General features: G+C 42.7%; 17 protein-coding genes. 12 read left to right on the top strand and 5 right to left on the bottom strand.

Annotation, left to right across the window (positions count from 1 at the left end):
• Window positions 1–8 precede the first annotated feature (8 nt).
• Window positions 9–1,721, bottom strand: a complete 1,713-nt coding sequence (gene pilB, locus ACJJIW_RS00750) for a type IV-A pilus assembly ATPase PilB (RefSeq protein ID WP_282933852.1) — start codon at window positions 1,719–1,721, stop codon at window positions 9–11.
• 416 nt (window positions 1,722–2,137) lie between these two features.
• Between pilB and ACJJIW_RS00745 the strand changes: the two genes are divergently transcribed.
• The 6 genes from ACJJIW_RS00745 (at window position 2,138) to ACJJIW_RS00720 (ending at window position 8,856) form a co-directional block, all read left to right on the top strand.
• Window positions 2,138–2,635: a pilin gene (locus ACJJIW_RS00745; RefSeq protein ID WP_444936464.1), complete on the top strand. Its 498-nt coding sequence runs from the start codon at window positions 2,138–2,140 to the stop codon at window positions 2,633–2,635.
• A 265-nt stretch (window positions 2,636–2,900) separates the two neighbouring features.
• A complete protein-coding gene (locus ACJJIW_RS00740) occupies window positions 2,901–3,896 on the top strand; it encodes a serine hydrolase domain-containing protein (protein ID WP_444936463.1) in 996 nt (331 codons plus the stop codon).
• 153 nt (window positions 3,897–4,049) lie between these two features.
• Window positions 4,050–4,910, top strand: coding sequence for a hypothetical protein (locus ACJJIW_RS00735; RefSeq protein ID WP_444936462.1), 861 nt, complete (start codon window positions 4,050–4,052; stop codon window positions 4,908–4,910).
• A 3-nt stretch (window positions 4,911–4,913) separates the two neighbouring features.
• Window positions 4,914–6,785 (top strand): AMP-binding protein, encoded by a 1,872-nt coding sequence (locus ACJJIW_RS00730; protein ID WP_444936461.1) that lies wholly within the window; start codon window positions 4,914–4,916, stop codon window positions 6,783–6,785.
• Window positions 6,785–7,693 carry a sulfotransferase family protein gene (locus tag ACJJIW_RS00725; protein ID WP_282933846.1) on the top strand — a complete coding sequence of 303 codons (909 nt, stop codon included), beginning with the start codon at window positions 6,785–6,787 and terminating at the stop codon, window positions 7,691–7,693. The genes ACJJIW_RS00730 and ACJJIW_RS00725 overlap by 1 nt, the downstream gene beginning before the upstream one ends.
• A gap of 2 nt (window positions 7,694–7,695) precedes the next feature.
• Window positions 7,696–8,856 (top strand): MBOAT family O-acyltransferase, encoded by a 1,161-nt coding sequence (locus ACJJIW_RS00720; RefSeq protein ID WP_282933845.1) that lies wholly within the window; start codon window positions 7,696–7,698, stop codon window positions 8,854–8,856.
• A 172-nt stretch (window positions 8,857–9,028) separates the two neighbouring features.
• Here the strand turns inward: ACJJIW_RS00720 and ACJJIW_RS00715 are convergent, their stop codons facing one another.
• From ACJJIW_RS00715 to imuA, 3 genes are all read right to left on the bottom strand, one after another.
• Window positions 9,029–12,130: an error-prone DNA polymerase gene (locus tag ACJJIW_RS00715; RefSeq protein WP_444936460.1), complete on the bottom strand. Its 3,102-nt coding sequence runs from the start codon at window positions 12,128–12,130 to the stop codon at window positions 9,029–9,031.
• 82 nt (window positions 12,131–12,212) lie between these two features.
• Complete coding sequence (locus tag ACJJIW_RS00710) at window positions 12,213–13,718, bottom strand: Y-family DNA polymerase (protein ID WP_444936459.1); 1,506 nt, start codon at window positions 13,716–13,718, stop codon at window positions 12,213–12,215.
• 21 nt (window positions 13,719–13,739) lie between these two features.
• On the bottom strand, window positions 13,740–14,447 hold the full coding sequence (gene imuA, locus ACJJIW_RS00705) for a translesion DNA synthesis-associated protein ImuA (protein ID WP_444936458.1): 708 nt from the start codon (window positions 14,445–14,447) through the stop codon (window positions 13,740–13,742).
• A 206-nt stretch (window positions 14,448–14,653) separates the two neighbouring features.
• Between imuA and dcd the strand changes: the two genes are divergently transcribed.
• From dcd to ACJJIW_RS00675, 6 genes are all read left to right on the top strand, one after another.
• The gene (dcd, locus tag ACJJIW_RS00700; RefSeq protein WP_282933840.1) at window positions 14,654–15,223 is read left to right on the top strand and encodes a dCTP deaminase; all 570 of its coding nucleotides are present in this window, start codon (window positions 14,654–14,656) and stop codon (window positions 15,221–15,223) included.
• Window positions 15,224–15,256: 33 nt separating this feature from the next.
• On the top strand, window positions 15,257–16,465 hold the full coding sequence (locus ACJJIW_RS00695; RefSeq protein WP_444893054.1) for a BaiN/RdsA family NAD(P)/FAD-dependent oxidoreductase: 1,209 nt from the start codon (window positions 15,257–15,259) through the stop codon (window positions 16,463–16,465).
• Between the two features lie 713 nt (window positions 16,466–17,178).
• On the top strand, window positions 17,179–17,985 hold the full coding sequence (locus ACJJIW_RS00690) for a TnsA endonuclease N-terminal domain-containing protein (RefSeq protein ID WP_152454496.1): 807 nt from the start codon (window positions 17,179–17,181) through the stop codon (window positions 17,983–17,985).
• A gap of 62 nt (window positions 17,986–18,047) precedes the next feature.
• Window positions 18,048–20,132, top strand: a complete 2,085-nt coding sequence (locus ACJJIW_RS00685; RefSeq protein ID WP_216646258.1) for a TnsB C-terminal domain-containing protein — start codon at window positions 18,048–18,050, stop codon at window positions 20,130–20,132.
• Between the two features lie 59 nt (window positions 20,133–20,191).
• Window positions 20,192–21,586, top strand: coding sequence for an ATP-binding protein (locus ACJJIW_RS00680; RefSeq protein WP_216646257.1), 1,395 nt, complete (start codon window positions 20,192–20,194; stop codon window positions 21,584–21,586).
• Window positions 21,587–21,608: 22 nt separating this feature from the next.
• A complete protein-coding gene (locus tag ACJJIW_RS00675) occupies window positions 21,609–23,024 on the top strand; it encodes a TnsD family Tn7-like transposition protein (protein WP_152454494.1) in 1,416 nt (471 codons plus the stop codon).
• A 9-nt stretch (window positions 23,025–23,033) separates the two neighbouring features.
• On the opposite strand, the gene ACJJIW_RS00670 is transcribed toward ACJJIW_RS00675, so the two are convergent.
• Window positions 23,034–24,149, bottom strand: a complete 1,116-nt coding sequence (locus tag ACJJIW_RS00670) for a hypothetical protein (RefSeq protein ID WP_152454493.1) — start codon at window positions 24,147–24,149, stop codon at window positions 23,034–23,036.
• Window positions 24,150–24,414: the final 265 nt, after the last annotated feature.

The raw sequence follows: 24,414 nt of genomic DNA, 5'->3' as shown, positions 1-24,414 counted from the left end.
GCGAAGTGCTAATCCTTCGTGACCCTATTAGCCTCTTCCAGGCTTGTAACGCCCATGACAACTTTGCGTAGGGCTGAGGTTCTTAGGTTGTTGAATCCTTCATTTTTTGCCTGGTCGGCAATCTGAATTGAATTGCCTCCCTCCATTATAATTCTTGCGATACCATCGGTGATGCGAACCACTTCATAGACGCCGACTCGCCCTTTATAGCCTTTCGAGCAATGATCGCAGCCGACTGGTTGAAATATTGTCCACTCGTTTTCTGGTACTGTTACCGCATCAAACCCCTCGGCTGTTAAAACTTCAGGTGGGAGCGTTGTGGGCTTTTTACACTCTCCACATAAACGCCGCGCAAGTCGTTGAGCGATAATAACGCTGACCGAGGTTGCAATGTTGAAGCTGGGGACGCCCATATTCATAAGGCGGGTTAGGGTTTCAGGGGCAGAATTGGTATGAAGTGTTGAAAGAACCAAGTGGCCGGTTTGTGCTGCCTTGATCGCGATTTCTGCTGTTTCCAGGTCTCGGATCTCACCCACCATGACAATATCCGGATCCTGGCGTAAGAAAGAGCGCAGTGCCTCGGCAAAATCCAGTCCTACCTTGGATGATACGTTAACCTGATTAATGCCCTCCAGGTTGATCTCTACAGGGTCTTCGGCTGTTGAAATATTGCGTTCTGGTGTGTTGAGAATATTTAGGCCTGTATAAAGGGAAACTGTTTTCCCCGATCCAGTGGGGCCGGTTACCAGAATCATTCCCTGTGGCTGTGCCAGGGCATCCATGTAGATCTTTTTTTGCTCATCCTCATAGCCGAGTGCATCAATTCCCAGTTTGGCTGAAGACGGGTCCAAAATCCGCAAAACAATTTTCTCTCCCCAAAGTGTCGGTAAGCTGTTAACACGGAAGTCAATAGCTTTGGTTTTCGACAGCTTCATTTTGATGCGCCCATCCTGGGGGACGCGACGCTCGGAGATGTCCATTTTCGACATCACCTTTAAGCGGGCAGAAATACGAGGTGCTAGCTGTATAGGTGGCTTGGCTACTTCGTGAAGAACGCCATCGGTACGCAGGCGGACGCGGTAAGATTTTTCGTAGGGCTCAAAATGAATATCAGATGCGCCGGTACGGATTGCGTCGAGTAGGACTTTGTTGACGAAGCGAACAACAGGAGCTTCATCTCCCCCAGGGGCATCATCACTATCCTGGCTCTGCTCATCGCCACCGACATCCAGGGCGTCGAGTTCATCATCATCAATACCCTCCAATCCGGCCCCGATATCATCACCGTCAGAAAGGTAGCTCTCTATTGCTTTGCTGAGCTTATCAGCCTCTACAAGTACCGCATCTGTGTTTAATCCGGTGTTAAAATTTATTTCATCCAGGCCGGCGAGGTTGGTGGGGTCGGCCACCGCAATAAAAAGCCGGTTACCACGCTGGTATAGGGGGAGGGCAAAATGTTTGTTGATGAGCTTCTCATCCACAATGCCCCTGGGCAGCTGCTCGAAATTAAAGCAGCTGAGATCGAGTAGCGGAGAGCCAAAAGCTTGGGAGGCAATATTGGCGAGTTCCTTGCTCTTGATTAGCTTTGCTTCTATCACATGCTGAGCAAAAGCCTGGCCAGCTCTTTGGGCGGCCTTTAAGGCCGACTGGGCTGTTGCTTGGTCAAGAATGTTGTCTGCTACCAATTTCTTGGCGAGGCCACTTAAAGGGATGTTACTCATACCGAAAGATTACTCGTAAAAATAGCCGCTGATCATCGATACTGCTGCGAAGCCGGCTATTGCTGCAATCGAATGTTTATATTGCAAGGGGTACCACTAAATATAGGGTTGGCAATATAGCGAATAAGGTGCCGAGAGCCAAATAGTGGAGCTCACGACCGGATCTGTTATTTCTTTATTGTCTTGGTTTGGCCAAAACTGACATTTTTTGTCAGTTATCATCTTGCTTTGTCGATCTCAAATTTGGCTTTTCCGCCAAATCGATAGAACTGTGCTACCAGTCGCATTAACAAAGCTCGTACCATCGTATGTCTTGCAAGAGTTGGCATAAACCTTGTATCTTGCTTGTCGACTTCCTCACGGGATGCGCTCCCTAGCGGGATTCACTATCTAAAGTCTGTATGGAGACGGTTACAATGAAAAAGCAACAGGGTTTTACTCTTATTGAATTGATGATCGTAGTTGCGATCATCGGTATTTTGGCAGCGGTAGCGATCCCGCAGTACCAGACTTACGTCGCTAAGTCACAGGTGAGCCGTGTAATGCAGGAAACTGCTTCCCTGAAAACGGCTGTTGAGAGCTGTTTACTGGAAGGTATTACCGATGCAGCTGACTGTGAGCTGGGTTGGACCGAGAGTAACCTGATTACCGCATTTGCTGGTGCTGGCGATCTGATGATTGGTGCTGCTGCTGAAGAAGATGACATCCAAGGCGGCCTGACTGTTACGCTTGCAGTTGATGGCTCAGCGTCTATCGTGGCGGCATTTGGCCAAAATGCAGCTGCGGCCCTAACTAATGCAGATCTGACTTGGGCTCGTGATACTGATGGCGTGTGGAGCTGCTCTTCTTCTGCAGACTCTAAATATCTGCCTACCGGTTGTGAAGAGGAAGAGGAAGCGGCAGCGGCTGACTAAGGCCGAGTAAAAACTGCCTCTTTTGCTAACTCCGGTGAAAGCAGCGATATAAAGGGCACCTACGGTGCCCTTTTTTATATAAGGGGATTTTGTGCTAAAAAAACTGGCTGCTTACATTTCACTGGGCATTTTGGCTGCATTTGTTATTCACCAATGGGTAGCTAACCCTTACAGAATTAAACGGCTCCTATATTCCTTTGAGGCTATCGCTGCTGAATCTTCTATACGCTGCTCTAATTTTGCCCCTCATTGGATGCCTGAGGCTTTGGAGTACGCTATTTCATCTGGAGGAGCGCTAGCAAATCAATTGGCCTATATCTCTCCTGAGGGTAATTTGTACCATTGTGAAAGTGGCTGGATGGGGTCAACTTTATTTTCTTCCAGGGTTTCTGTTGATAGCCGTTTCCGGTATGCAAGCCTTACAAAGGTTTTTACGGTTGATAGTATTCTTCGTGGCGTTAATACCGGAGACATTGACCTTAATGATCGGATTGTGGATATCTTGAGTATATCGGGCGAGGTGGCTGATTCACGAATTAACAGAATTACGGTCAGGAACCTTCTGGAGCATTCAGGGGGGTTTGATCGAAAATTGACACCTGACCCAGTTGTGGTGCCAGGTGAAGAACCCTGGTGTCCGTATAAAATGGCAAAGTTTAGGGAGGTAAGCCTCGATTTTGAACCGGGTCAAAGGCAGAGTTACTCAAACTTAGGTTATTGCCTTCTGGGGGCTGTATTGGCGCAGACTCATGAGCGGCCATATAAAGAGTATCTTTTGCAAAACTATGATCTGCATTCTCGCGGGATAAAGTTTATAGCTTCAGGCTATTATCCTGATGAAGTCGAATACGATTTTCGCAATAGCCCTATTTATGGTAAGGGGTACACCAGCCAATTTGATTTTAATGCATTAGCATCCTCAGCAGGCCTAACGGGAAGCGCTGTGGCATTAGCTAGTGCTGTGCTGCCAATGTTGGATCAAGTGCCCATGAACATCCTGTCAGATACTAGTAGTCGAACTTGTGATATGGAGACAGCTATTCGCTGTTATGGCTTTGGCTTATATACTTATCGCTCCACAGCAGGGGGGCTAAAGGTGTTCGTGCAACCGGGGCGACTTTACGGGATGTCGGGGACATTATTGATTGATGAGTATGGAGGTGTCACTGTTCGCCTGGGGAATGGTGAGCCTGAAAGATTATCGACTTTTGGTATGGATAAAGTACTTTATCAAAAACTTTCTGCTTATTATGGGAAATGATTATGGTAGGCAAGTTTAGGGGGTTATTTTAAGTTTGAAGGGTAAACTAAAGAGCTAAATAGAAGCTCAGGACTTTGATAAGTAGTTACAATAGCAGTTAAACCTGAATGGTTTATTGTGAGCTTTAGTATATTTGATCCTCTATAGTTGAAAATGTCTTTTCTTTATAAAAAAATTGCGATTCCTATCTCTACTTGGTTATTTTCACTTTTTCTTTTAACACTTTCTGCAGGCTACTTCTATTACGGCCTGCTGTCAGATATCCCTCCATTATCTGAGTTTGCCGAATACAACCAGCCTAGAATGAACCAATTTCACTCTGGAAACGAAGTGGTGAAGATTGTGATGATGGGGGATTCCAGGTTGCGCTATGCCACCCCATTAAGTGAAGACTTTTCTGTAATACTATCTAAGCAGCTTCATGTTCCCGTACAAGTGCTTAGGCTTACCCATGATATGGCAATCTTAAAAGACTTTAGAGGATTGTTCCCAGATATCTATGATGCAAAACCAGATTTGATAGTGATCCAGCAAGAAATGTTGACTAAAAAGCGGACTTTGGAATCGCGAATCTATTATGCTCGCCGTTTTATTGAGTCAGAATATTTCGGGTCAATAAAAGGGGAAACTGTATTTGATCAGGAAAAATTCCAAGTTTCTATGGGATGCGGCGTTATGCGTAAATCTGAGACTGCAGAAGAGCGACGTGACTTTTTCTTAAAGTGGGCTTACTTCAGTAGCATCCAGGAGCGGCCGCAGACGGTAACCGACTTTCTAAGTGAGTTAGGACACTTGGGGATCCCTTTGCTTGTTGTCTCGATTCCGGTATCCCCAAAGGGACGCTCTATATTTCCTATCCCGCAAGATGAGCCTGTTTTTTATACTGCTCGTCCTGAATATAATTTCTCGGATTCCCAATATTGTGATGTCGTACACCTGAATACAAAAGGAAGGAATGTATATACAGCTTGGTTGGCGGCTGAACTGGAAAAAAAACTAAAGGTTGGAGGATAGCCTGTGTCTAAAGATATCTATAGTCCGTTAGTTTCTCTATTTAAGGAGAGTTTTCAAAGTATCAATGGAGATGGATATTTTTTTAAGGGGAAGGACGCAACCTTAAAGTACAGTGAGTTTTGGAGCTTGATATGTAATACCCGAGGCTTACTGCGGCGGCTTGGTGTGGTATCAGGTCAGCGTGCCTTAATTGTCAGTAAAGAAAAGCATATTGTTGCCGTACTTTATGTTGCTTCTCTTTTGGAGGGGGTTACAGCGATAGTATTGGACCCCGATGCTTCAGGTACTGAGTTAGAGCTTTTAACGAAGAAAAGCGACCCAGCTATTATTTTTATAGATAGTCAGATTTTTTCTCGCGTATATAGTTTACAGCGAGCTGAATCTGAAAAAGTGGTCGAGATTGACTGTGCTGTTAAGAAGGCTAAATATCCAGCTCTGTTTGTCAGTAAGGAAAAAAAGAATTCCTTAAAGAAAAGATACCCTGCAATGTTGGATTTTGAGTCGGCGGCTTCAGATTTTCTGGAGTTATCCTCAGATACTGCGGGGTTAGTCCTGTTTACTTCGGGGACAACGGGAAAGCCAAAAGGTGTCGTGCATACCCATGCCAGTTTATATGCTCAAATGGAAGCCTTTATACAGCATTTTGGTCTTTCTAAAGGAGCTGTAATCGCCAATCACCTTCCCCTCCACCATACAGATGGTCTCAACCAGGGGGTCTTGCTGCCATTAGTTGTAAAAAGCCAATGGTTGGTTCCACCGTCCCCAGATATGCAAAATATTGGTCAAGTGCTGGACTTAATCTATAGAGAAAGAGCAACGCATTTTATTACTGTTCCTACAGTGCTTGGCATGATAGAGCGCCTGCCGGAAGAGTTTGATGATAGCTTTTCCTCTCCTGAATTTCAGTTTGTGGAGTCGACAGCAGGGCCTCTGGATAAAGAGGTTTGGGAGAGGTTTGAGCAGCGTTTTACTGCTAGGATCGTAAACTGCTATGGCTTGACTGAAACTGTTTGTGAGTCAATTTATTGCGGGCCAGATGAAACCTCTCGTCGAGTGGGAAGTGTTGGCAAGCCCGTTCAATGTGATGTAAAAATTGTTAGCCCGAAGGGTTGTGAAGTTGAACCTGGAAAAAGTGGTGAGCTATGTATTCGTACCGCAGCAATGATGCAGGGTTATCTTGATGATCCTGGCGCCACTAGTGCAGTTTTGAAGGATGGTTGGTTTTATACTGGCGACTTGGCAAGGTTGGATGATGACGGTTTTGTATATATTGTTGGGCGAATAAAAAATATCATTATACGGGGTGGGATAAATATTATTCCGGAAGAGGTGTCTGGGATCTTGAAAGCGTTTCCGGGGATTGATGAAGCAGTAGTTATTGGGCTGCCAGATCAGTTGCTTGGTGAAAAAGTAATTGCTTGCGTTGTTTCTCATTCTTGTAATCCTTTGCCTATAAACGATATCTTCATACATTGCCGGGACTTGATGGCTAAGGAAAAGCTGCCGAATAAAATTATTCAAGTTGAAGGCTTGCCATATGGGCCATCCGGAAAAGTGGATTTGCCGACGCTTAAGGTAAAGGTAGGGGGCGATATAGGGGGAAAATCTGATATATTCTCCGGAAAAGAATCCGATATATGCGATAAAGTTCTTATGCTGGGTGCATCAGTCTTTCGCGTATCTATAGAAACTCTTTCATTGAAAACAAGTCCAGATAATTTAAGGGAGTGGGATTCACTGGCTTTTCTAGAGCTGCTAATGGTAGTTGAGAGCGAGTTTCAGATAAAGTTAGATGCATCTGATGTACTAAAAATAAGATCTTTAGGTGATTTGGTCTGCTTGCTGGAAAAAGAAGTGGAGGCGGTAGGGGTGTGATGAAATTTGGTAAAGGTATTACAGTTTTAGGGCACCCTCGCTCTGGTACAACTTTATTGCGTCGGCTTCTTAATTTGCATGAGGCTATAGCATCCCCACCTGAAACACATTTATTTAGTGCCTGTGCACGCTTTATTGACAGGGATCATACCGCGGATGGCGTTGATATGGGGGTATTGTCAGGGCTTAATTTTGCTGGTTTTGATGATGAAGTTGTACTACAGGAGTTGAGAGAGTTTGCGTTTGGTTTCTTGAATAGGTTTGCCGAGCGTCAGGGAAAAAGACGTTGGGCGGAGAAAACCGCATTTGATATTTTCTATTTGGATTCGATAGAAAGAATCCTTGAAGATCAGGTTTTTTATTTGGGTATTATACGCCACCCACTGGATGTGGCAGTTAGTTCAGTTGAATTTTGTGATGCCGCTGGGGTTTACCCCAAAGTGATGCATAGTTACATTAAAGAATACCCTAGGCCTATCGAAGCGTTTGTGAATTCCTGGATTGAAACAACACAATCATTGCTGTCTCTGGGGGAGCGTCAAGAAGACAACTGCCTGATAGTGCGATATGAAGATTTGGTTACAGATACAGAGGAAGTTCTTGCTCAAATCTTTTCAGTTCTTGGTGAGGCTTTTGATAAGTCTATTTTGTCGAATGGATTTAGTGGGTCAGAAGTTATAGGTTTTAGTGATCATAAGAGTTATCAGCGGAAAATTGTCGATACTGAGAGTCTCTCAAAATGGAAGGGATTGCCCTCACCTCTGATATCGCAAGTGGCTGAAAAGCTTAATCCGCTATTAGAGGTTTGCGGTTATGATCTATTGGATGTAGAAGCTCCCATTTCTATAGATGTAGCTCGTCGGCGATATCAGAATAGTTTGTTAGTACATTCAATGAGTCAAAAATAGCAATGGATGATTTCACTTTTGTTTCCATTGAATGGGTTGTTTGGGCTGTTTCTGGGATTGTACTTTTTTGGCTTTCGCCGGTTAAATATCGTAGCCAAATCGTTTCCTTGGTTACTTTTTCGTTTCTTTTTTGGGTGGATAAATATTCTTGCCTTATCCTGGTTTTAATGGCACTACTGTGTTTTATTGCTGTTGGAGGGCGTCAGGTCAGTCAGTTTAGAAATACCGTTTCGGTTTTACTAATCATTGCAGCATTACTTATTTATAAGGCGGTCGGATCCGGATTAAGCCTGAATTCGGATTTCTTTACTGTAGGTGTAATCCCTTTAGGTCTATCTTTTTACTCCCTGAGGTGCATGCATGTTATCTTTGAGAGAGGAAGAGGTAATTTGGGTCAGGTATCACTATCTGCGTTAATACCTTATTTATTTTTCTTGCCAACAATTTGGATGGGGCCGATACATAGATTTAGCGAGTTTGAACGGGATCGCCGTAGGCATAGATGGGATTATGAGCTTTTCTCGCAAGGGCTGGAGAGGATTATCTACGGATACGTAAAAGTAGTAATTATTTCCGGTTTTTTCCTGGAGTTAGCCTGGCCTCACTGGGTGGTTGAAATTACCAGTGAGCAATCACAGTTTTGGCAATATCTTGAGCTTGTCAGGGGTGGGCTTAACCTATATTTGCTCTTCTCTGGTTATTCTGATATTGCTATTGGTTTGGCATATACCTTGGGGTACAAGGTTGGCGAGAATTTCGCTATGCCTTATCTCGCTAAGAATATATCAGAATTTTGGCGTCGTTGGCATATCTCACTTACTAGTTGGAGTAATGAGTATATTTATAAGTATTTTATGGCTAATACTCGAAGTGCCAGTGCGAGCGTGCTTGCTTCGTTGCTGGTTATTGGTGTTTGGCATGAGTTATCTCTGAGATACTTTGCTTGGGGAGTATATCATTGGCTGGGCATTTTATGCTGGCAGGGGTATACACGGCTGAAGCCTATATTGCCTTCGGTAGGATCAGTTTTTTGGGTTAGAGTGTGGGAAGGCTTTTGTGTACTGTTAACGGTGCATTTTGTGTGGCTGGGTTTCTTGTTGGTTGGCCAAGTAACTTTTTCTGATATGTCTTCTGTGTTGAATTTACTATTTTTGGGGCGGTAGTATGAGATTGTTTCAGTTTTTATCCACTTGGTGCCCCGCTTGGGTCGCAACATCACTGACGGCAGTTTGGTTTTGTTTTCTGATATGCAGTGTCTTTTTCTTTTCTGTTACATTTGATGTTGAGTTCAAATATGGAGAGTTGTAGGCTGGCGAATTTAAGGCTGTTGTAGCTCTACTCTAGGCGGAAAATATGTTCCCCTTGCAGGTAGGTTGTTTGTGCCACGTTTCCCTTATGTGAGGCGGATATTTGGATTCGTCCGTTTATTTGTAATATGCGCCCCTTTATGATTTCTTTCTTAAATGCTTCTTGAGTATATTTCCATAAGATGATGTTTATTGACCCGCTTTCATCTTCTAAAGTAAGAAATAGTACCCCGGAAGCGCTTTGAGGCCTTTGCCTGCAAGTTACCAATCCGATCACAGATACTCTTTGGTCATTTTTACAATTTATGATTTCGATTGCTTTTTTTGTGTGATGAAATTTTCTTTGTTTCCGAAGGAAGCCAATAGGGTGCTCGCGTAGGCTCAGGCTAGTGATGCTGTAATCATCATTGGTGTTTTCCATGCTGGAATAACTGGAATATGGAGGGGGTTCTCTATTTACCTCTGAAACATTAATAGAATTCCAGATATTCTTCCGTCGCCCTCCATTTAAGTTTTTAAGTGCATCAGCCTGGGCTAAGTAGTTAACTTGCTCTTTGAGTTCTGGGCGTTGAAACAGTTGTCTTAAGTTATACTTTGGATTTTCCAGTCTAAGATTAGCAACTAGCTTTGATGTTGATTGTTTTACTCCTTTAATTAAACGCATGCCAATGCGAAGTGCGACAATTATGTCGTGAGACTTTTTTCCATGGTTCGTTTTGTTAAGCCTGGATGCATGATTCTTAGTTTCAGTTTTAGGTGTCTTAAGCTCTAAAGTATGATCCCAATAGCTATAAAGTACATCAATAGGCAAAACCTTAACTCCGTGGCGTTGAGCATCATAAACCAGCTGTGCCGGCGCATAGAATCCCATCGGTTGGCTATTGAGCAGTCCACAGTAAAAGGCTGCTGGATGATGAAATTTAATCCAGGCGGAAAAATAGGCTAAAAGCGCAAAGCTTGCAGAGTGAGATTCGGGGAAACCATAGGAACCGAACCCCTTCATCTGGTTGAAGAGCTGCTCAGCAAAACTTTCCCTATAGCCATTACTTTGCATTCCCCGCACAAGCTTATCCCTGAATTTATACAAGTCTCCATTTTTTCCCCAGCTGGCCATGGCTCGGCGAAGCTCATCCGCTTCACCGCCGCTAAACCCTGCTGCGACCATCGACAGTTGAATAACTTGTTCTTGAAATATAGGAACACCGAGAGTGCGCTCAAGCACTGGCCGTAAGCTGTTATGAGGGTAGCGCACGGTCTCCAACCCCTGCTTGCGCTTAAGGTAGGGGTGTACCATACCGCCTTGAATTGGCCCGGGGCGGACAATGGCGATTTCTATAGTAAGCTCATAAAAATTTCGGGGTTGTAATCTTGGTAGCATGCTCATTTGAGCGCGAGATTCAATTTGAAAGACTCCAACGGTATCGGCCTTGCACATCATTTCGTAGACCTGTGGATCTTCAGCGGGAATATCCTGCAATCGCAATTTGGGGCCGTATAGAGCGATATAACTCAGGGATTTACGCAGTGCTGTCAGCATTCCCAGGGCGAGCACATCGACCTTCATTAGTTTTAAATCTTCAATATCCTCTTTGTCCCATTGGATTAGGGTGCGATCCTCCATAGCGGCATTTTCAATAGGAACCAGCTGGTGCAATGGTTGTTCCGTAATAACAAAACCGCCTACATGTTGCGATAGATGTCTTGGAAAACCATATATTTGCTGCAGTAACTGTGGGAATATTTTTCCTATTGCGCTGCTCGGATCTATTCCTACTTTCTGCATCTGCTGGGGGAAACTATCTAGAGTGTCCCACCAGGCGCGTTCAGCAATAAGTTGTTCTATTGTGGCAGCGTTGATACCAAGGGCTTTGCCGATATCTCTTACGGCACTTTTAAAGCGGTAGGTGATCTTACTAGCGGTAAGTCCAGCTCTTTCGCGGCTATATTTTGTGTAAATATACTGAATAACTTCTTCACGTCGTTCGTGTTCAAAGTCTACATCAATATCTGGGGGTTCATTGCGTTCCCGTGAGATAAACCGTTCAAATAGCAATCCAATTTTATGAGGATCTATTTCTGTGATGAATAGGCAGTAGCAAACTACTGAATTGGCTGCGGAGCCTCGGCCCTGGTACAAGATATGATTTTCGCGGGCAAACTGGACTATATCGTAAATGGTTAGAAAGTAATGCTCATAGTGCAGTTCTGCTATTATTGCGAGTTCTTTATTGATAATCTCATCAATTCTCTTTTCAGGACCCTGTGGCCAGCGAGCAGCCCTTCCTATTTGTACTAGCTTTTTTAAATAGCTACTCGCATTACTTTCTTGAGGGATAACTTCTGATGGGTATTCGTAACTGAGTTCGCTCAAGCAAAAAGTACACTGTTTGGCAATGAGGTTGGTATTGTCTATAGACTCTTTGGAGTGTAACGACTGGATATCACCTAAGCTGCGAAGATAACGTTCAGCATTTTGCTCAATACGATACCCTAGATTATCCAGGGTACAGTTATGGTAATTTGCGTTGAGTACATCTTGTAGTGGCTTTCGGCTATAGCAGTGCATCAAGACATGATTGGTTGCAACCAAGGAAATATTCTCTCTTCTTGCAAGCTCACTAATTCTATTGGACTTAAGGCTTTCCTCTGCGTGTAGGTGATTGTTGATGGCAATGTAAAGCCGTTCGCTGAAGGTTTTCTTGATTTCTTCAGGTATTTCTATCTTATTAAAATTTGGAATCCAGATGGCAATTAGGTTTTTGCATAACTCTACCAGGTCACTTTGATAAGTAATGTAGGTTCCTTTTTCCGCTCTTAAGCGTGATTTTGAAATTAACTGGCATAGCTCGCTGTAGGCAGTTTTGTCCGGAGCCAGTAGAACTATTTCTATGTTGTTATGGAGCCGGAAATAACTGCCAAAAATTAGTTTAAACTCGGGATTTTTAGAGTCTGTAGACTTGATGGTTTCAAGTTCTTTATAGGCTCTAACGGCTCCGGAAAGGGAGCATTCATCGGTGATAGCAAGGGCTGTATATTGCAGGTTGTAAGCAGTTTGGACTAATTCCTGCGGATGCGATGCCCCCTGCAGAAAAGAAAAGTTGCTTTGACAAAAGAGTTCGGCGTACCTCATGCTGATTCTCTCGGCGTCTATCTGTTGATTGTGATGGGATTTGGGTTTTGGTGAAGATCAGTATTAAGAAAGGGGTTTAGGCTTAGCTATAAACACCATGTAAAAACCACTCTTCGGTTGTAAGATCCTGAAAGACCCAGTAGAGCTCATCTCTTCTATTTTTTGCGATATAGTAATCCCGCCCATGACGCCCGTGCTGCCACCAATAGCCATCAATTCGCTCTGGCCCCTGTAATAGTTGAAGCTCTCCCTGATAAAATAATTTGTGTTCGCTACTTTCCAGTTTGGTTGGATGAGCTAATAGCCAGTTGGGGCGCGGTGCTTGGATGGGCTTAATTTGCTGTCCCTTAGCGTTACTTTTAATTATCAGGGTATCTGTATTTTGCCAGGCCTGCTCTGGTAGGTAGCTTTCTTTTAGGGCAATTCCCGAGAGTGCTTGATGACCGAGGCGGGCTTTTAATTTGTCTAATAGCTGTTGGCTGCGTTTATGTCGGCTGCCTTCACCAAATAAATCTTCATCCAGTGATCCCTGCTCCAAGGGGAGTAAATGCTTACAATTTAAGCTGATGGACTGCACTGGCTGATTAAGAGTTACTCTTTCCATTTGCAGCTTGGTTAGTGCTATTAGGCGTTGAGGGTCCAACTGCGGAGTGGAGAGTTCTACGGTTATTTCCTGAGATTCATTTTGGCCGAAATCCATATGCCAATTTAATTGTTGTGTGTAGAGCTGGCGTCGCTGCAACTGGGAGCATAATTCCCTTAGTAGGCGACCGATAGGAAATAGCAGCTGTTCGCTATTATCCAAGGGGCTGGGGAAAAATAGCTCGCTGCGGAATTGTACTGGAGGCTGATAACTACAGACTGGATCTTGGCGAGTTCCGTTCAGGCGTGCCAGGTAGTCCACAAATGGACGACCAAAACGAGAGCCTACCTCAGAGAGTGGAATAGCGAGCAGCTGGCTTACTCGCTTGATACCACATGCGTAGAGCTTGGAAATAGTTTTGTTATCGCAATTAAGGAGCTTGGATGGGGCAAAGCTAATCCACTGTCTCCACTGCTGAGGGCTGGGCGGAGAATCTGATTGCGCAAGCCAGTGCCGGTGTTCTGTCAGTTGGCTTAGCATATGAGCCGCACTGGGGCTGTGGCCGAGGCCCATCAGGCTGTGGATTCCCATCTGCTCAAGCTCATCGCTCAGCTGTTGTATCAACACCTTGAAGCCACCGCTGGCTTTTAGGCAGCCGCTCAGTTCCAGGTAGAGGTGAGCGGGAGTGCTCTCACTATTGCTCATAGGCCCTGCGGACTGAGGTGATACAAGTGGTGTAAAGCTGTATGCCCACTGGGCCAGTTGCTGTAATTCTTGTTGTTCCCGCTGGGAATCGCGTTGTAGCAGCTGTAAGTCTGCACAGAGAGCAGACGCAGTAGCAATACTGAGCCCGGTCTCAACGCCGCATTGGGATGCCGCTGGGTTTTTATCAATCACCAACTGTTTTTCAACCACAACTTGGGGTAGAGCCTCTTCTCCTTGTTGCTGAGCGCGGGTCAGAACCTCTAACGGAAGCCTGGGGAATTGAATACAAAGCCAGAGCATGGAGCTATCCCTCGAAACCGTTCAGTGCATTGGTTGGTCCCGTCGGACCAGTTTTGCTGCTCTTGCCAAATAGAGGTTTTGGCCTGAATTTCCACCCAATTGCTTTGAAAGCCTTAGTGCCAGCTCTCCTTCCCTGGGTGTGAGCTGTAGGCGCAAGCTCGCGGGTGAGGGGTTTGCTGATTCACACTGAGGGCGAAAGTGGAAGTGCAGACAGTCCCCATTCCGGGCAGCGAGTTGCAGGCGACGAAGATCTTTATGGTTCAGGGATTGCCGCCCCTGCCAGCTGAGTAAGGCACCACAGCTTCCGGATTGTAGGGATTGCTCGATCGCCCAGAGAGTATCCTTGGGGCCTCGGGGGTGCAGCATCAGCAGGTTCTCAAGGCGGATACCGCTGTTGGCTAATGAGGGCGCATAGGGGATATGGGGTGGATTGACCAGTACGACCATTTGCCCCCTCTGAGTGAGATCTGCCAGGGCCGGAAGTATTAGGGTGAGTTCACCGATACCCATCTGGTCCATGAGTAGCTCAGTAGTGGCCCCTCTTGGCCAGCCGTGGTTCGCTAGGAGGATATCGAGGCTTGGATAACCACTGGCGATACCGTTTCGCTGCCGCCTTGGCTCATTTGCCGCCTGCCAGATATCGGCCCTGGTGAGTAGCTGTGCCAGTTTCTGGTGTTTTGCCTGGCTGTCTAACTGATTGTTTTCTATGAAGTTTTCTGCGCTGCCCACGATTCCACCACTGAATTTTAGTCCGATCTGGCCACTATCTGCGTTTTAATCTGTATGTGCATACAGTGATACTGTTAATTTATACAGTATCCATCCAGTGGCAACAAGTGAGAATTCATTGGATAGGCACTTTTTTGCACAGCCTAAACCGGCTATGATTCCGCCTCTTTAATTGAGCACTAATTATTCTATTCAGGGGGGACGGAGTGAGTATCAAGTCCGACAAGTGGATTCGCCGCATGGCAGAGCAGCACGGTATGATTGAGCCTTTTGAGGCCGGTCAGGTGCGTCATAACGATAATGGCGATCGACTCATCTCCTATGGCACCTCCAGCTATGGCTACGATGTTCGCTGTGCTCGTGAATTTAAGATTTTCACCAATGTTCACTCAGCGACAGTTGACCCCAAGACCTTCGATGAAAACAGCTTTGTGGATGTTGAAGGCGACCACTGCATTATTCCGCCAAACTCCTTTGCCCTGGCGCGTACAGTGGAGTATTTCCGCATCCCGCGCTCTGTATTGACGGTTTGCCTGGGTAAATCCACTTATGCCCGTTGCGGTATTATCGTCAATGTGACGCCACTGGAGCCGGAGTGGGAAGGTCATGTGACTTTGGAGTTCTCCAATACCACTAACTTGCCTGCTAAGATCTATGCCAACGAAGGTGTGGCACAGATGCTGTTCTTCGAATCCGATGAAGTTTGTGATGTGTCCTATGCCGATCGTGGTGGCAAATACCAGGGCCAGCGCGGCGTTACCCTGCCTCGCACCTGATCACCGGACTCACTGCAGTACTATTTCCTACCTATGACAGAGGTTTCTACCAGCCAGCTACCGGAAAGCGTCGATGTATTGGTCATTGGCGCTGGGGCAGCTGGACTAATGTGCGCAGCTACAGCGGGCCAGCGCGGGCGCAACGTGTTGGTCCTGGATCACGCCAGCAAAGTCGGAAAGAAAATCCTGATGTCTGGTGGTGGCCGCTGCAACTTTACCAATCTCTACACCAGTGCAGAGAACTTCTACAGTAATAATCCCCATTTTTGTAAGTCCGCCTTGGCTCGCTATAGCCAGTGGGACTTTATTGCACTGGTGGAGAAGCATGGGGTTGCCTATCACGAGAAAACTCTCGGTCAGCTCTTTTGCGACAATAAATCAAGGGATATTGTCGACTTGTTACTAGCGGAATGCCGTACGGCCAAGGCACAGATCCGCACGCGCTGTAGCATTACTCAAATTCGAGCTTTGGGGCAGGGGTATAGGGTCGAAACCAGTATGGGGACGGTTACCTGTGAATCCTTGGTCGTGGCTACCGGAGGCCTTTCTATCCCCACCATGGGGGCGAGCGGATTTGGCTATGAGATCGCTAAGCAGTTTGGGCTTGATGTAGTTCCAACTCGAGCAGCGCTAGTGCCATTCACCCAGCATAAACGGCAATTAGAGCGTCAGGGTACCCTGCCTGGAACCTCTCTTTCAGTGACCGCTTCTTGCGCTGAAGGTAGTTTCCAGGAGCAGATGCTATTCACTCACAGGGGACTGAGTGGGCCAGCGGTTTTGCAAGTTTCCAGCCACTGGCGAGAAGGTCAAACGGTAGTATTTGACTTGTCTCCAGAGAAAAATCTGGCAGAGTGGTTACCGTTGCGCCGACAACAGAGCCCGGATAGCCACTTACACAGCGTTTTGGCTGAGGTTTGGAGCAAAAAGTTAGTACAGTTTTTCCTGCAGCGAGCGCAAATTGTCAGCCGCCCCCTAAAACAGTTTGGGGAGGGGGAATTACAGCAAGCTGGAGAAAAGTTACAAAGCTGGAAATTGGTACCGGCGGGCACTGAGGGTTATCGCACTGCTGAGGTAACATTAGGTGGAGTCGATACTGCACAGGTCTCTTCCCGTACTATGGAATGTAAAACCCGGCAGGGGCTTTATTTTATTGGTGAGGTTCTCGATGTAACCGGCTGGCTCGGCGGGTTTAATTTCCAATGGGCTTGGGCTTCAGGTCATGCCGCAGGAGAGGTGGCTTAATGGTGTGCCGGTACAATAAAGTTTGAACACTGTAGAAAAAGTTTGAACACTGAATAATAAAGTTTGAACACTAATTATAAAGTGTGAATATTGCCACATCTGCGAGTGCACTCAGCGGGAGAGGTAGTCGTGCAGCCTATGCAGCAGGAATAAATGAGGATGAATATAACAATATATCCTTCGTTACTAGTTCAAAATCGATAACAAACCAAATCTTATATATAGATATTAAGTGCAAACTGTTGATTTGAATGCCACCTTTTAAGGCCTTCCGTATTTTAAGCCAAGCTCAGAAGTTGTGTAAGGCTTTATATGGCTCACAAAATACTCATTAAATGAGTCATAGAGCCTATTTCTATGACTCACAAAATACCCATTAAATGAGTCATAGAGCCTATTTCTATGACTCATAGTAGATTTACTTTGGCTGAAAATTTTATGAGATATTTTCTTTTTATAAGAAATTATCAAGACAATCCTTAAATCATATAACATAAAAAAATCAGATTTATAATAGGTAGAAACACTCTACGGTTTAGGCGTAGCGGTCCTACGAATTTGTAAGATCTGCTAAATTTCATAATGTTTGAATAAGGATGAACACAACCACTTAAATATGACCTCAGTATGTATACTATAGATACCGGATTAATAAATCTTACAGACCTAAGATGTTAATGCTTTAGTCATAAATCAGATTGGGGTGAAAAGTTTTGGCGCGACACAGAAGGTTAGAGAGGCTAACTGATTTTCAAAGAGCTCTGAAAAACAAGTATGGGCTGGGAGCTGGAGAAGAATACAAACCCTGGCTGAGAGTTCAGGATGTTAAATCTAAGGGAAATAGTGGAAAAATTCAGGGTATTAAAGTTAATAGAGAGCATCATACCCTCTCAGAAAACGAAAGCTGTCTCTTCTATCTGGTTGAAAACTGTGATTCAGTAATCGATATAAGGGAACAGTTTCCCCTTCTCCCCCTAGACTTTTCTATCAAGATTGCAAAGAATCTAGATATAAATCATCCAAAAGTGCCTGGTTCTGGATCATACAATGTCATGACTACAGACTTTGTTTTGACTTGCACAGATAAACACGACTTTTGGTATGAGGCTATCTCTGTTAAATCAGCCCAAGAACTATCAATAAAGCGTACAGCTGAAAAATTAGAAATTGAACGTATTTGGTGGGAGCTTCTGGGGGTAAATTTCCATATATATACTATGAATGAAATATCGGTTATTCAATCTAAAAATATTCAGTGGTTTACCTCTGCATATAGACAAGGACGTAGATTTAAGGAAAGTATAGAAAAGCAAGCCATAAAGACATTACATGTCGGGATCAATTTGATCGAAGATATATGCAATGGATTCTGTAAAAATGTAGATGTTAAGAACGATGAAGCTTTAGTACTTTTGAAGCATTTAATCGCTATTAAGAAAGTTGAGGTAGACTTAAGTAAACCGATAGCAGAGTCTGGAGTTATAGATATAACAAATATTCTTTCATCAATCGGTAGGTAAGCATGCGAGTTGAACGAAACAGTGTTTGGAGTATAACTGATATTGATGGGGTTGATAGTGGTGTGTATCGTGTTCTTGAACTTTTTTATGATATAAATATTCTGGTTCTTTTTAATCTTGAAGAATCTGGAGGTTTAAGAAGGCCTATTAAGATTGATAGCTCCAGATTTTTGTGTGCGATTAAAGGAGGAGCTGTGAAAAGAAACTTTAGTCCTCTTCCCTACTATCAGCTAGCTGATGAGGGGTTGATACCTGAAGCTCATATTAAAAAACGTGATAGAAATATTGAGCTGATAAGTGAGCTAATAGAAAATCCAGATTTTCTCCTTGAGATTTCTACTGAAGAAAGAAGCAAAGTTCTGGTAAATCAGGCGAAAAGTAAAGGGGTAAGGGCTCAGAGAATATATAGGTTATTAAATCAATATTGGAGGGGTGGGCAAGAAAGAAATGCCCTCCTGCCTGCTTACAAGAATTCTGGAGGAGCTGGAAGAGTTAGGGTCTCAGGAGGTCTTAAACGTGGAGCTCCAATAAGAATGCTTACACCGAGCATGGAAATACATCAAGGGGTTAACACTTCGGAAAATGATAAGAATAATTTTATTTTAGCGATGAAGAAGTATGGCTTGAAAGGGCGTCGAGTTCCATTTAGTCAAGTTTATGAAAAAATGTTGAAGGAGCTATACTCACAAGAACTAATACTGGCAGAGAGTGAATCTAGGTCGCCGAATGTTCCATCATATCGTACTTTTATATATTGGGTTAAAAAATTAATCCCAAAAAATGAAATAATCCGAAAGCAAACTACAGTGGGTGACTTTGAAAGAAACAAGCGTGGGTTAAGAGGAGCTGCGACAGATCATACCGAAGTTCCTGGAAGTTGCTTTGAATTGGATTCAACAGTACTGGATGTTCATATTGTCTCTGAATTTAGGCGCTCTCATGTTCTAGGTAGGCCTACTGTTTATTGTGTGGTAGATAAAGAAAGCAGGATGATTGTTGGGCTTCACGTTTCTATGGAATATGCTTCTTGGCGTGCGGGTCGTCAAGCTCTTGTCAATAGCTTTACGGATAAGAAAAGTTATTGTTCTAGGTTCGGTATCGAAATCGAAGATCATGAATGGCCTTGCCATCATATCCCCCAGCGTTTGCTTTGCGATCGAGGGGAGTTTATATGTAAGAGCGCTGAAAAATTAGCCGTTCCATTAATCGGTCACCTGAGTATAGCTCCACCTTATCGCGCCGATCTTAAAGGCATTGTGGAACGAAGATTCGAAATATTGAATAAAAATCTAGTCCATGAATTATTAGGGACAACTAGAGGACATCATTATATTCGAGGTGATCGTGATCCACGTCTCGATGCAACATATACATTAGATGAAGTAACAAAATTACTTATTGATGAGGTTATGGAGCATAATAATTCTCTATTTGACGGTTTAGCTGCACAATCCGTCTTGTTAGTGCAAAATGGATTGCCCCCTACACCGCTTAATTATTGGAATATCCATCTAAAAAAGCATCGGCATGCTTTAAGTAGATCAGAGGAGTCCGAAGTAAGGGCTAAACTTCTACCTGCGGTAGAAGTATCTATGACGAGTAAAGGTATCCGCTTAAATGAGGATATGTACTATGAATGTGACCGGGAAGAATTTCAAGAATGGAAAGTGCTTGCCAGGTCTACCAAGTGCTGGAAAATGGAAGCTCGTATCGATCAAGATAACTCTTCATTCATATATGTTCGCCTTAAGGAGCGCGAAGGGTTCACTAAATGCAACTTGATGAAGTTTTCTGCAAGCCTTAGTGATAAGCATCAAGCTGATATATTGTATTTTAAAGATTGGAAAAAGAAAGAAAAATGTAAAAATAAACCAGGTAAAAAGTCTATAGAAAGACATAATAGACGTAAATTAGTTAGCCAAGTAGCAAAAAGTGAAACAAAAAAAGATGTACAAGATAAGAGTAAGACTGAGCGAATAAAGGGAATGAGAACACGAAGAAAAGAGGCGGTTCTTGATAGACGAATTGAATACGGTGAATCCATTAGAGAAGAGAAATCAGAACTATATCCCGATGATGAGAACTTAGAGTCAAAAAGGAAAAATGAAGCTGTCTCATTAATAAAAAGGAAGAGGCGGAACCAGTGAGAGGTGTAAATTATGCAGAGTATAACATTGCAATACTCCCGGAGCATCGGGGGAACCCCTTGATCGAAGCATTACCAAAAAAATTGAAAGATGAGGATTTGGTAGAAAAATTAAGTAGCTATCCTTCATTTTCTGAAAACGAGAGAAAGTTGAGTGCTTTCGAGCGTATTGAATACCTTACAAGAATCGAAGAGTTAAGGCAGCCTCTTCCAGTATATCTAGAATGCTTTAGAGCAATTGAAATTGCGATTAAGAAAGGTTATTCAAGCAAGAATCCCCTGTCGCCGACAACCATGAACTATTTACACTACCCTGTAGACCAACGATCTAAAGTTGCTCCTAGAACAGGTTATTTCAAATCTAACGGGAGTGGTATAACTTTACTTGGGGAAAGCGGTGTCGGAAAAAGTTGTATGCTAGAGCAGATTTTAAATTGTTTTCCAGAAGTTATTGAGCATCGTAAATACCAAGGTGAGCCTTTATATATTAAGCAAGTAGTATGGGCTAAAGTAGATTGCCCAGAAAACTCAAGTATCAGAGCCCTTTGTCTTAAGATTTTATCGGAAATTGATAGAAAGCTTGGAGGAGAAGAGACTAAGCCAGAAAAAACGAGTGATCTACTTGTTAAGCAAATTGAAGCTAAAATAAAGTCTAGCTTTTTAGGTGTCATAATAATAGATGAAATGCAGCATTTAAATTTGGCAAAAGCTGGAGGCGAAGATAAATTTCTGGGGTTTCTTCATAATCTTATGAATGAATTGGGAGTTCCCATTCTTCTGTGTGCAAACCCTCCTTTTGACAAATTATTAGGGAAAACTCTAAAGACAGCAAGACGTGCAGAAAGTCAAGCTTCTTTTACTATGGACTTGATGAAAAATGATGAGGAGTGGACCATGTTTGTTGAAGAACTTTGGGTGTTGCAATGGACAAAGGAAAAAACTCCTTTAACTAAATCTCTTAGTGACAAATTATATGATCTATCTATTGGTAATATGGATCTGGCTGTAAGAATTTATAGGGAGTCTCAGCGTTTAGTAATTGGTTCAGATAACGAGTCTATAACAGAATATGTCCTGGAGTATGCAGCAAAAAAAGCTATAAATTTCTCCAAAAAATCTGTAGATGAAGCAAGGATAAATAGGCTTGAAAAATTTCGGCGTATCAGAAGGGAAAAGAGTAATAATAGGTCTAAGGTCGAAACTAGTGAAATTTCCGTTAAATCTATAGATACTTCGAAATCAGAAGTTATGATTATCCCCGGAGATTTAAATCGCCCCCAGCACCATGAATTTCATCAGAAGCTATCTTACTTGCAATCTATTGGTGACTTAAATGAACTTATTAAAGATCCAGACTTGATAAGGCGAGCATCTATTGCAGAGAATCCTGAAGCTGAGTTAAAAAAAATGGAAATTTTATTTAAAAATCCGATCAAGCATCTATCCTCAAAGTAAGTTTCACCCCATATTTGACAATATGCTCCTGCCCAAAGCTTTTCCTGATGAACTTTTCTTTAGTCGAATTATTCGCTTTGCTACTATTTCTGGATTAAAGGGTAAAGAGTTTAATAAAATATATCTTGCTGAGGAGAGGGCCTCCATACACCCCTTTTTGACATCGAATCTAAAAAAACTTTCAGCCCTGACAGATGATGAAGCGTACGAAATTTTATTTGGTCAGACATTGGCTCCAATATATATATTTTATTTGCCTAAGTATTCAAATAACATAATAAAATTTATGTTGAGTAATGATAGCGCGAGATCAATAAGGGAAAGTCAGCTCCCATCATTTGGTGCAGGTTCTTCGCTATGCTTGAAATGGTGTCAAGAGTGCGCCTGTAGCGATATAAATCAATATGGAGTTGCTTATTGGCATAGGTCGCATCAAATCCCTGGGGTCTCTTCTTGTGGTATACATCCAGTACTCTTAGAGAGAATTGACTTACTTAATCGTCAACGAATTAACCTTGGATTGTTACCATCAGTGACCTGCTGTGCTAAAGAAGCATCTAGTGTTGAATATAAGGTAGGTAAGTTTGGATATGATTTTTTAAGAAAGATCAAATGGCCTATTCCGTTAATAGATGTTACTTCAAAATATCGCCTTAAATTAAATAATATGGGCTTGGTAACGAATAGTGGCCGTATTAGGCGTCTAAAATTAATGCAAAATTTTTATGTATATTCACAGCAGTATCGGCCATTTTATAATAGCTCGCTCCCAAAATCTTCTGAAGACTTCAGATATGTTTCTCAACTTTTAGTTCAAGGAGCAAGCCATAATCCCTTCCAGCACATTTTTTTCTCAAGTTGGCTTTTTTCTACCTTCCAGCAATTATTAGAGGATCATAATAGTGTAGAGTTTGAATTCCAAACCCGTAAAAAGGATTTTGCTATGAGGACGAAAAGGAAAGAGAGGAAATGTATTGATATTCTACGAAGCAGGTCGCTTAATGAAACCTCTAAAATTACAGGGAAAAGTAGAACTTATCTGAAAAGACTTGCAGCGCTCCACGATATCCCCTTGAATCTTAAGCCAAAGAAATTATCTAAGGCTTGTAGAGATGAAATTATTCACCTTGGGTATACAAGAATGAACCGGCATCGAATAGCTACAATTTGTAAAATTGGTGTAGGATCAGTAGAACAAGTTATCTCAACTCATCCTGAACTAGTAACTTATCGTAAACGATGCCATATGGAGTCAATGCGACGTCGCTATAGGCTAAAAATCCTTAAATATTACAAATCCCACCCTAAAGCAATTCGTAAAGATATTAAGTTACACTGTAATAAAGCCTTTTATTGGTTGTATTTATATGATCGTGAATGGCTAGAGGTTGCTCTACCTAAACCTCTAAAGGCTAAGGGGAGGTATCCTAAAAAATAGAGAACATATTTATTGATTGAGAGGTGCAGGAAGGCCTAAGGGATGTTTATAACCATACTTCTTGCGAAACTCATATCTCTGTATGTTTAGCCAAGTAATAGCACATCTTTTTGTAAAGTCAATATAATTATTGCTGTTAATTTCCATTCTTGAATAATCGCTTTCACGAGAGCTAGCTATAACACCAGAAATTGAACAGTCAGTGAAAGAATCTATATTCCATCGGGAACAAGATGCGCAGGCTCCCTTTTTATCTTTAAGTATAGGGAACTCCATTCCCCATCGTTTAACTTTTATAGTTTCAAAATTTTCTTTTTCGAAGTTTTTAATGATTTTATAGTTTGATTGCAATTCTTTACTGTACACATCATAAAAACTCATATGACAATATCTCTTCAATCTTGCTCTTAAGAGGTTCAGGTCGCTCTTCGTGGGTTCTGCTGATCTCCTATCAGAAAATTTCCCAATGTAATTTTTCTGATAGGATAAAGTCTGAACAAAATATTCTATGTAGGTTAGTTTTGCACAGGGAGAAAAGTAAAGTTTCCACTTACTTATGGGGTCCTCATAATGTTTATTATTGTAAACTTCTGAAGTTAAATGTTTTATTGAGCTGGATACTTTCTCCCAGTTAGCCGATAAAACACCTAAAATCACGCTTTTAATTTTGTTTTTTACTGAAGGGGTTCTTTTGATTTGCCATAACGGACAGTTATGCTTTTCGCAATATGATATATATAACCACTTGCTTTCGAAAAACGCATGGCCCTGATTTGCAAGTTTTTCTTCAATACACCTTTTACAAAACTTAATAGGTATTCGTTTTCCAGTAAATTGTCCATGAGAGTAGTTAAGAATTTGCGGGAAGCCTTTAAAATGTGTAAATCTATTTCTGCTAAAAGTGTCCTCTGTTCCGATAGAGTAAGTAGAGTCAAAAATGTCAATCAGTACTTTCTCGGGATAAAAAGTGAAATATTTTTTGGCTGTATCCGGAATTGAAGGGTACTCTCTCCATCCACCCCCGCCAGCTATTAAGCTATTTATATTCCGAAACCCAGCTTTTATAAAAACTCTTAATATAAAGGAATGGATGGATTCACCCGGCTGTTGCAGTGCTCTAAACATAGTTATACCATATTGTAAAGATAGAAATATTGTGTGGTTTGTAGTTTCTCTATCTAGCTTGCTGATAAGTTTGTTCTGAGAGCTATAGAGCTTCATAAATATACACACATATATTTTGAAATGGCTTATTATTTTTTATGAATACCTAATGATATACCAAGAAATCTAATATTTAATAATTAAAAGTACTTAAAGGACATGTTATTGTTTCCATATAGTATATCCCTTGAAAAATTTACAATACTCTATTGAGCCATGTCAATTG

The sequence above is a fragment of the Microbulbifer maximicatervae (SeqCode) genome (assembly GCF_052467815.1).
The sequence above is the reverse complement of the archived record's forward strand: the minus strand, read 5'-3'. Positions and strand labels throughout refer to the sequence as shown.

Coding starts and splice junctions, on each gene's coding strand:
- ACJJIW_RS00715 (WP_444936460.1), bottom strand. CDS start 12,130: ATGAGGTACGCCGAACTCTTTTGTCAAAGCAACTTTTCTTTTCTGCAG.
- pilB (WP_282933852.1), bottom strand. CDS start 1,721: ATGAGTAACATCCCTTTAAGTGGCCTCGCCAAGAAATTGGTAGCAGAC.
- ACJJIW_RS00675 (WP_152454494.1), top strand. CDS start 21,609: ATGCTCCTGCCCAAAGCTTTTCCTGATGAACTTTTCTTTAGTCGAATT.
- ACJJIW_RS00670 (WP_152454493.1), bottom strand. CDS start 24,149: ATGTTTAGAGCACTGCAACAGCCGGGTGAATCCATCCATTCCTTTATA.
- ACJJIW_RS00695 (WP_444893054.1), top strand. CDS start 15,257: ATGACAGAGGTTTCTACCAGCCAGCTACCGGAAAGCGTCGATGTATTG.
- ACJJIW_RS00725 (WP_282933846.1), top strand. CDS start 6,785: ATGAAATTTGGTAAAGGTATTACAGTTTTAGGGCACCCTCGCTCTGGT.
- ACJJIW_RS00720 (WP_282933845.1), top strand. CDS start 7,696: ATGGATGATTTCACTTTTGTTTCCATTGAATGGGTTGTTTGGGCTGTT.
- ACJJIW_RS00735 (WP_444936462.1), top strand. CDS start 4,050: ATGTCTTTTCTTTATAAAAAAATTGCGATTCCTATCTCTACTTGGTTA.
- ACJJIW_RS00745 (WP_444936464.1), top strand. CDS start 2,138: ATGAAAAAGCAACAGGGTTTTACTCTTATTGAATTGATGATCGTAGTT.
- ACJJIW_RS00710 (WP_444936459.1), bottom strand. CDS start 13,718: ATGCTCTGGCTTTGTATTCAATTCCCCAGGCTTCCGTTAGAGGTTCTG.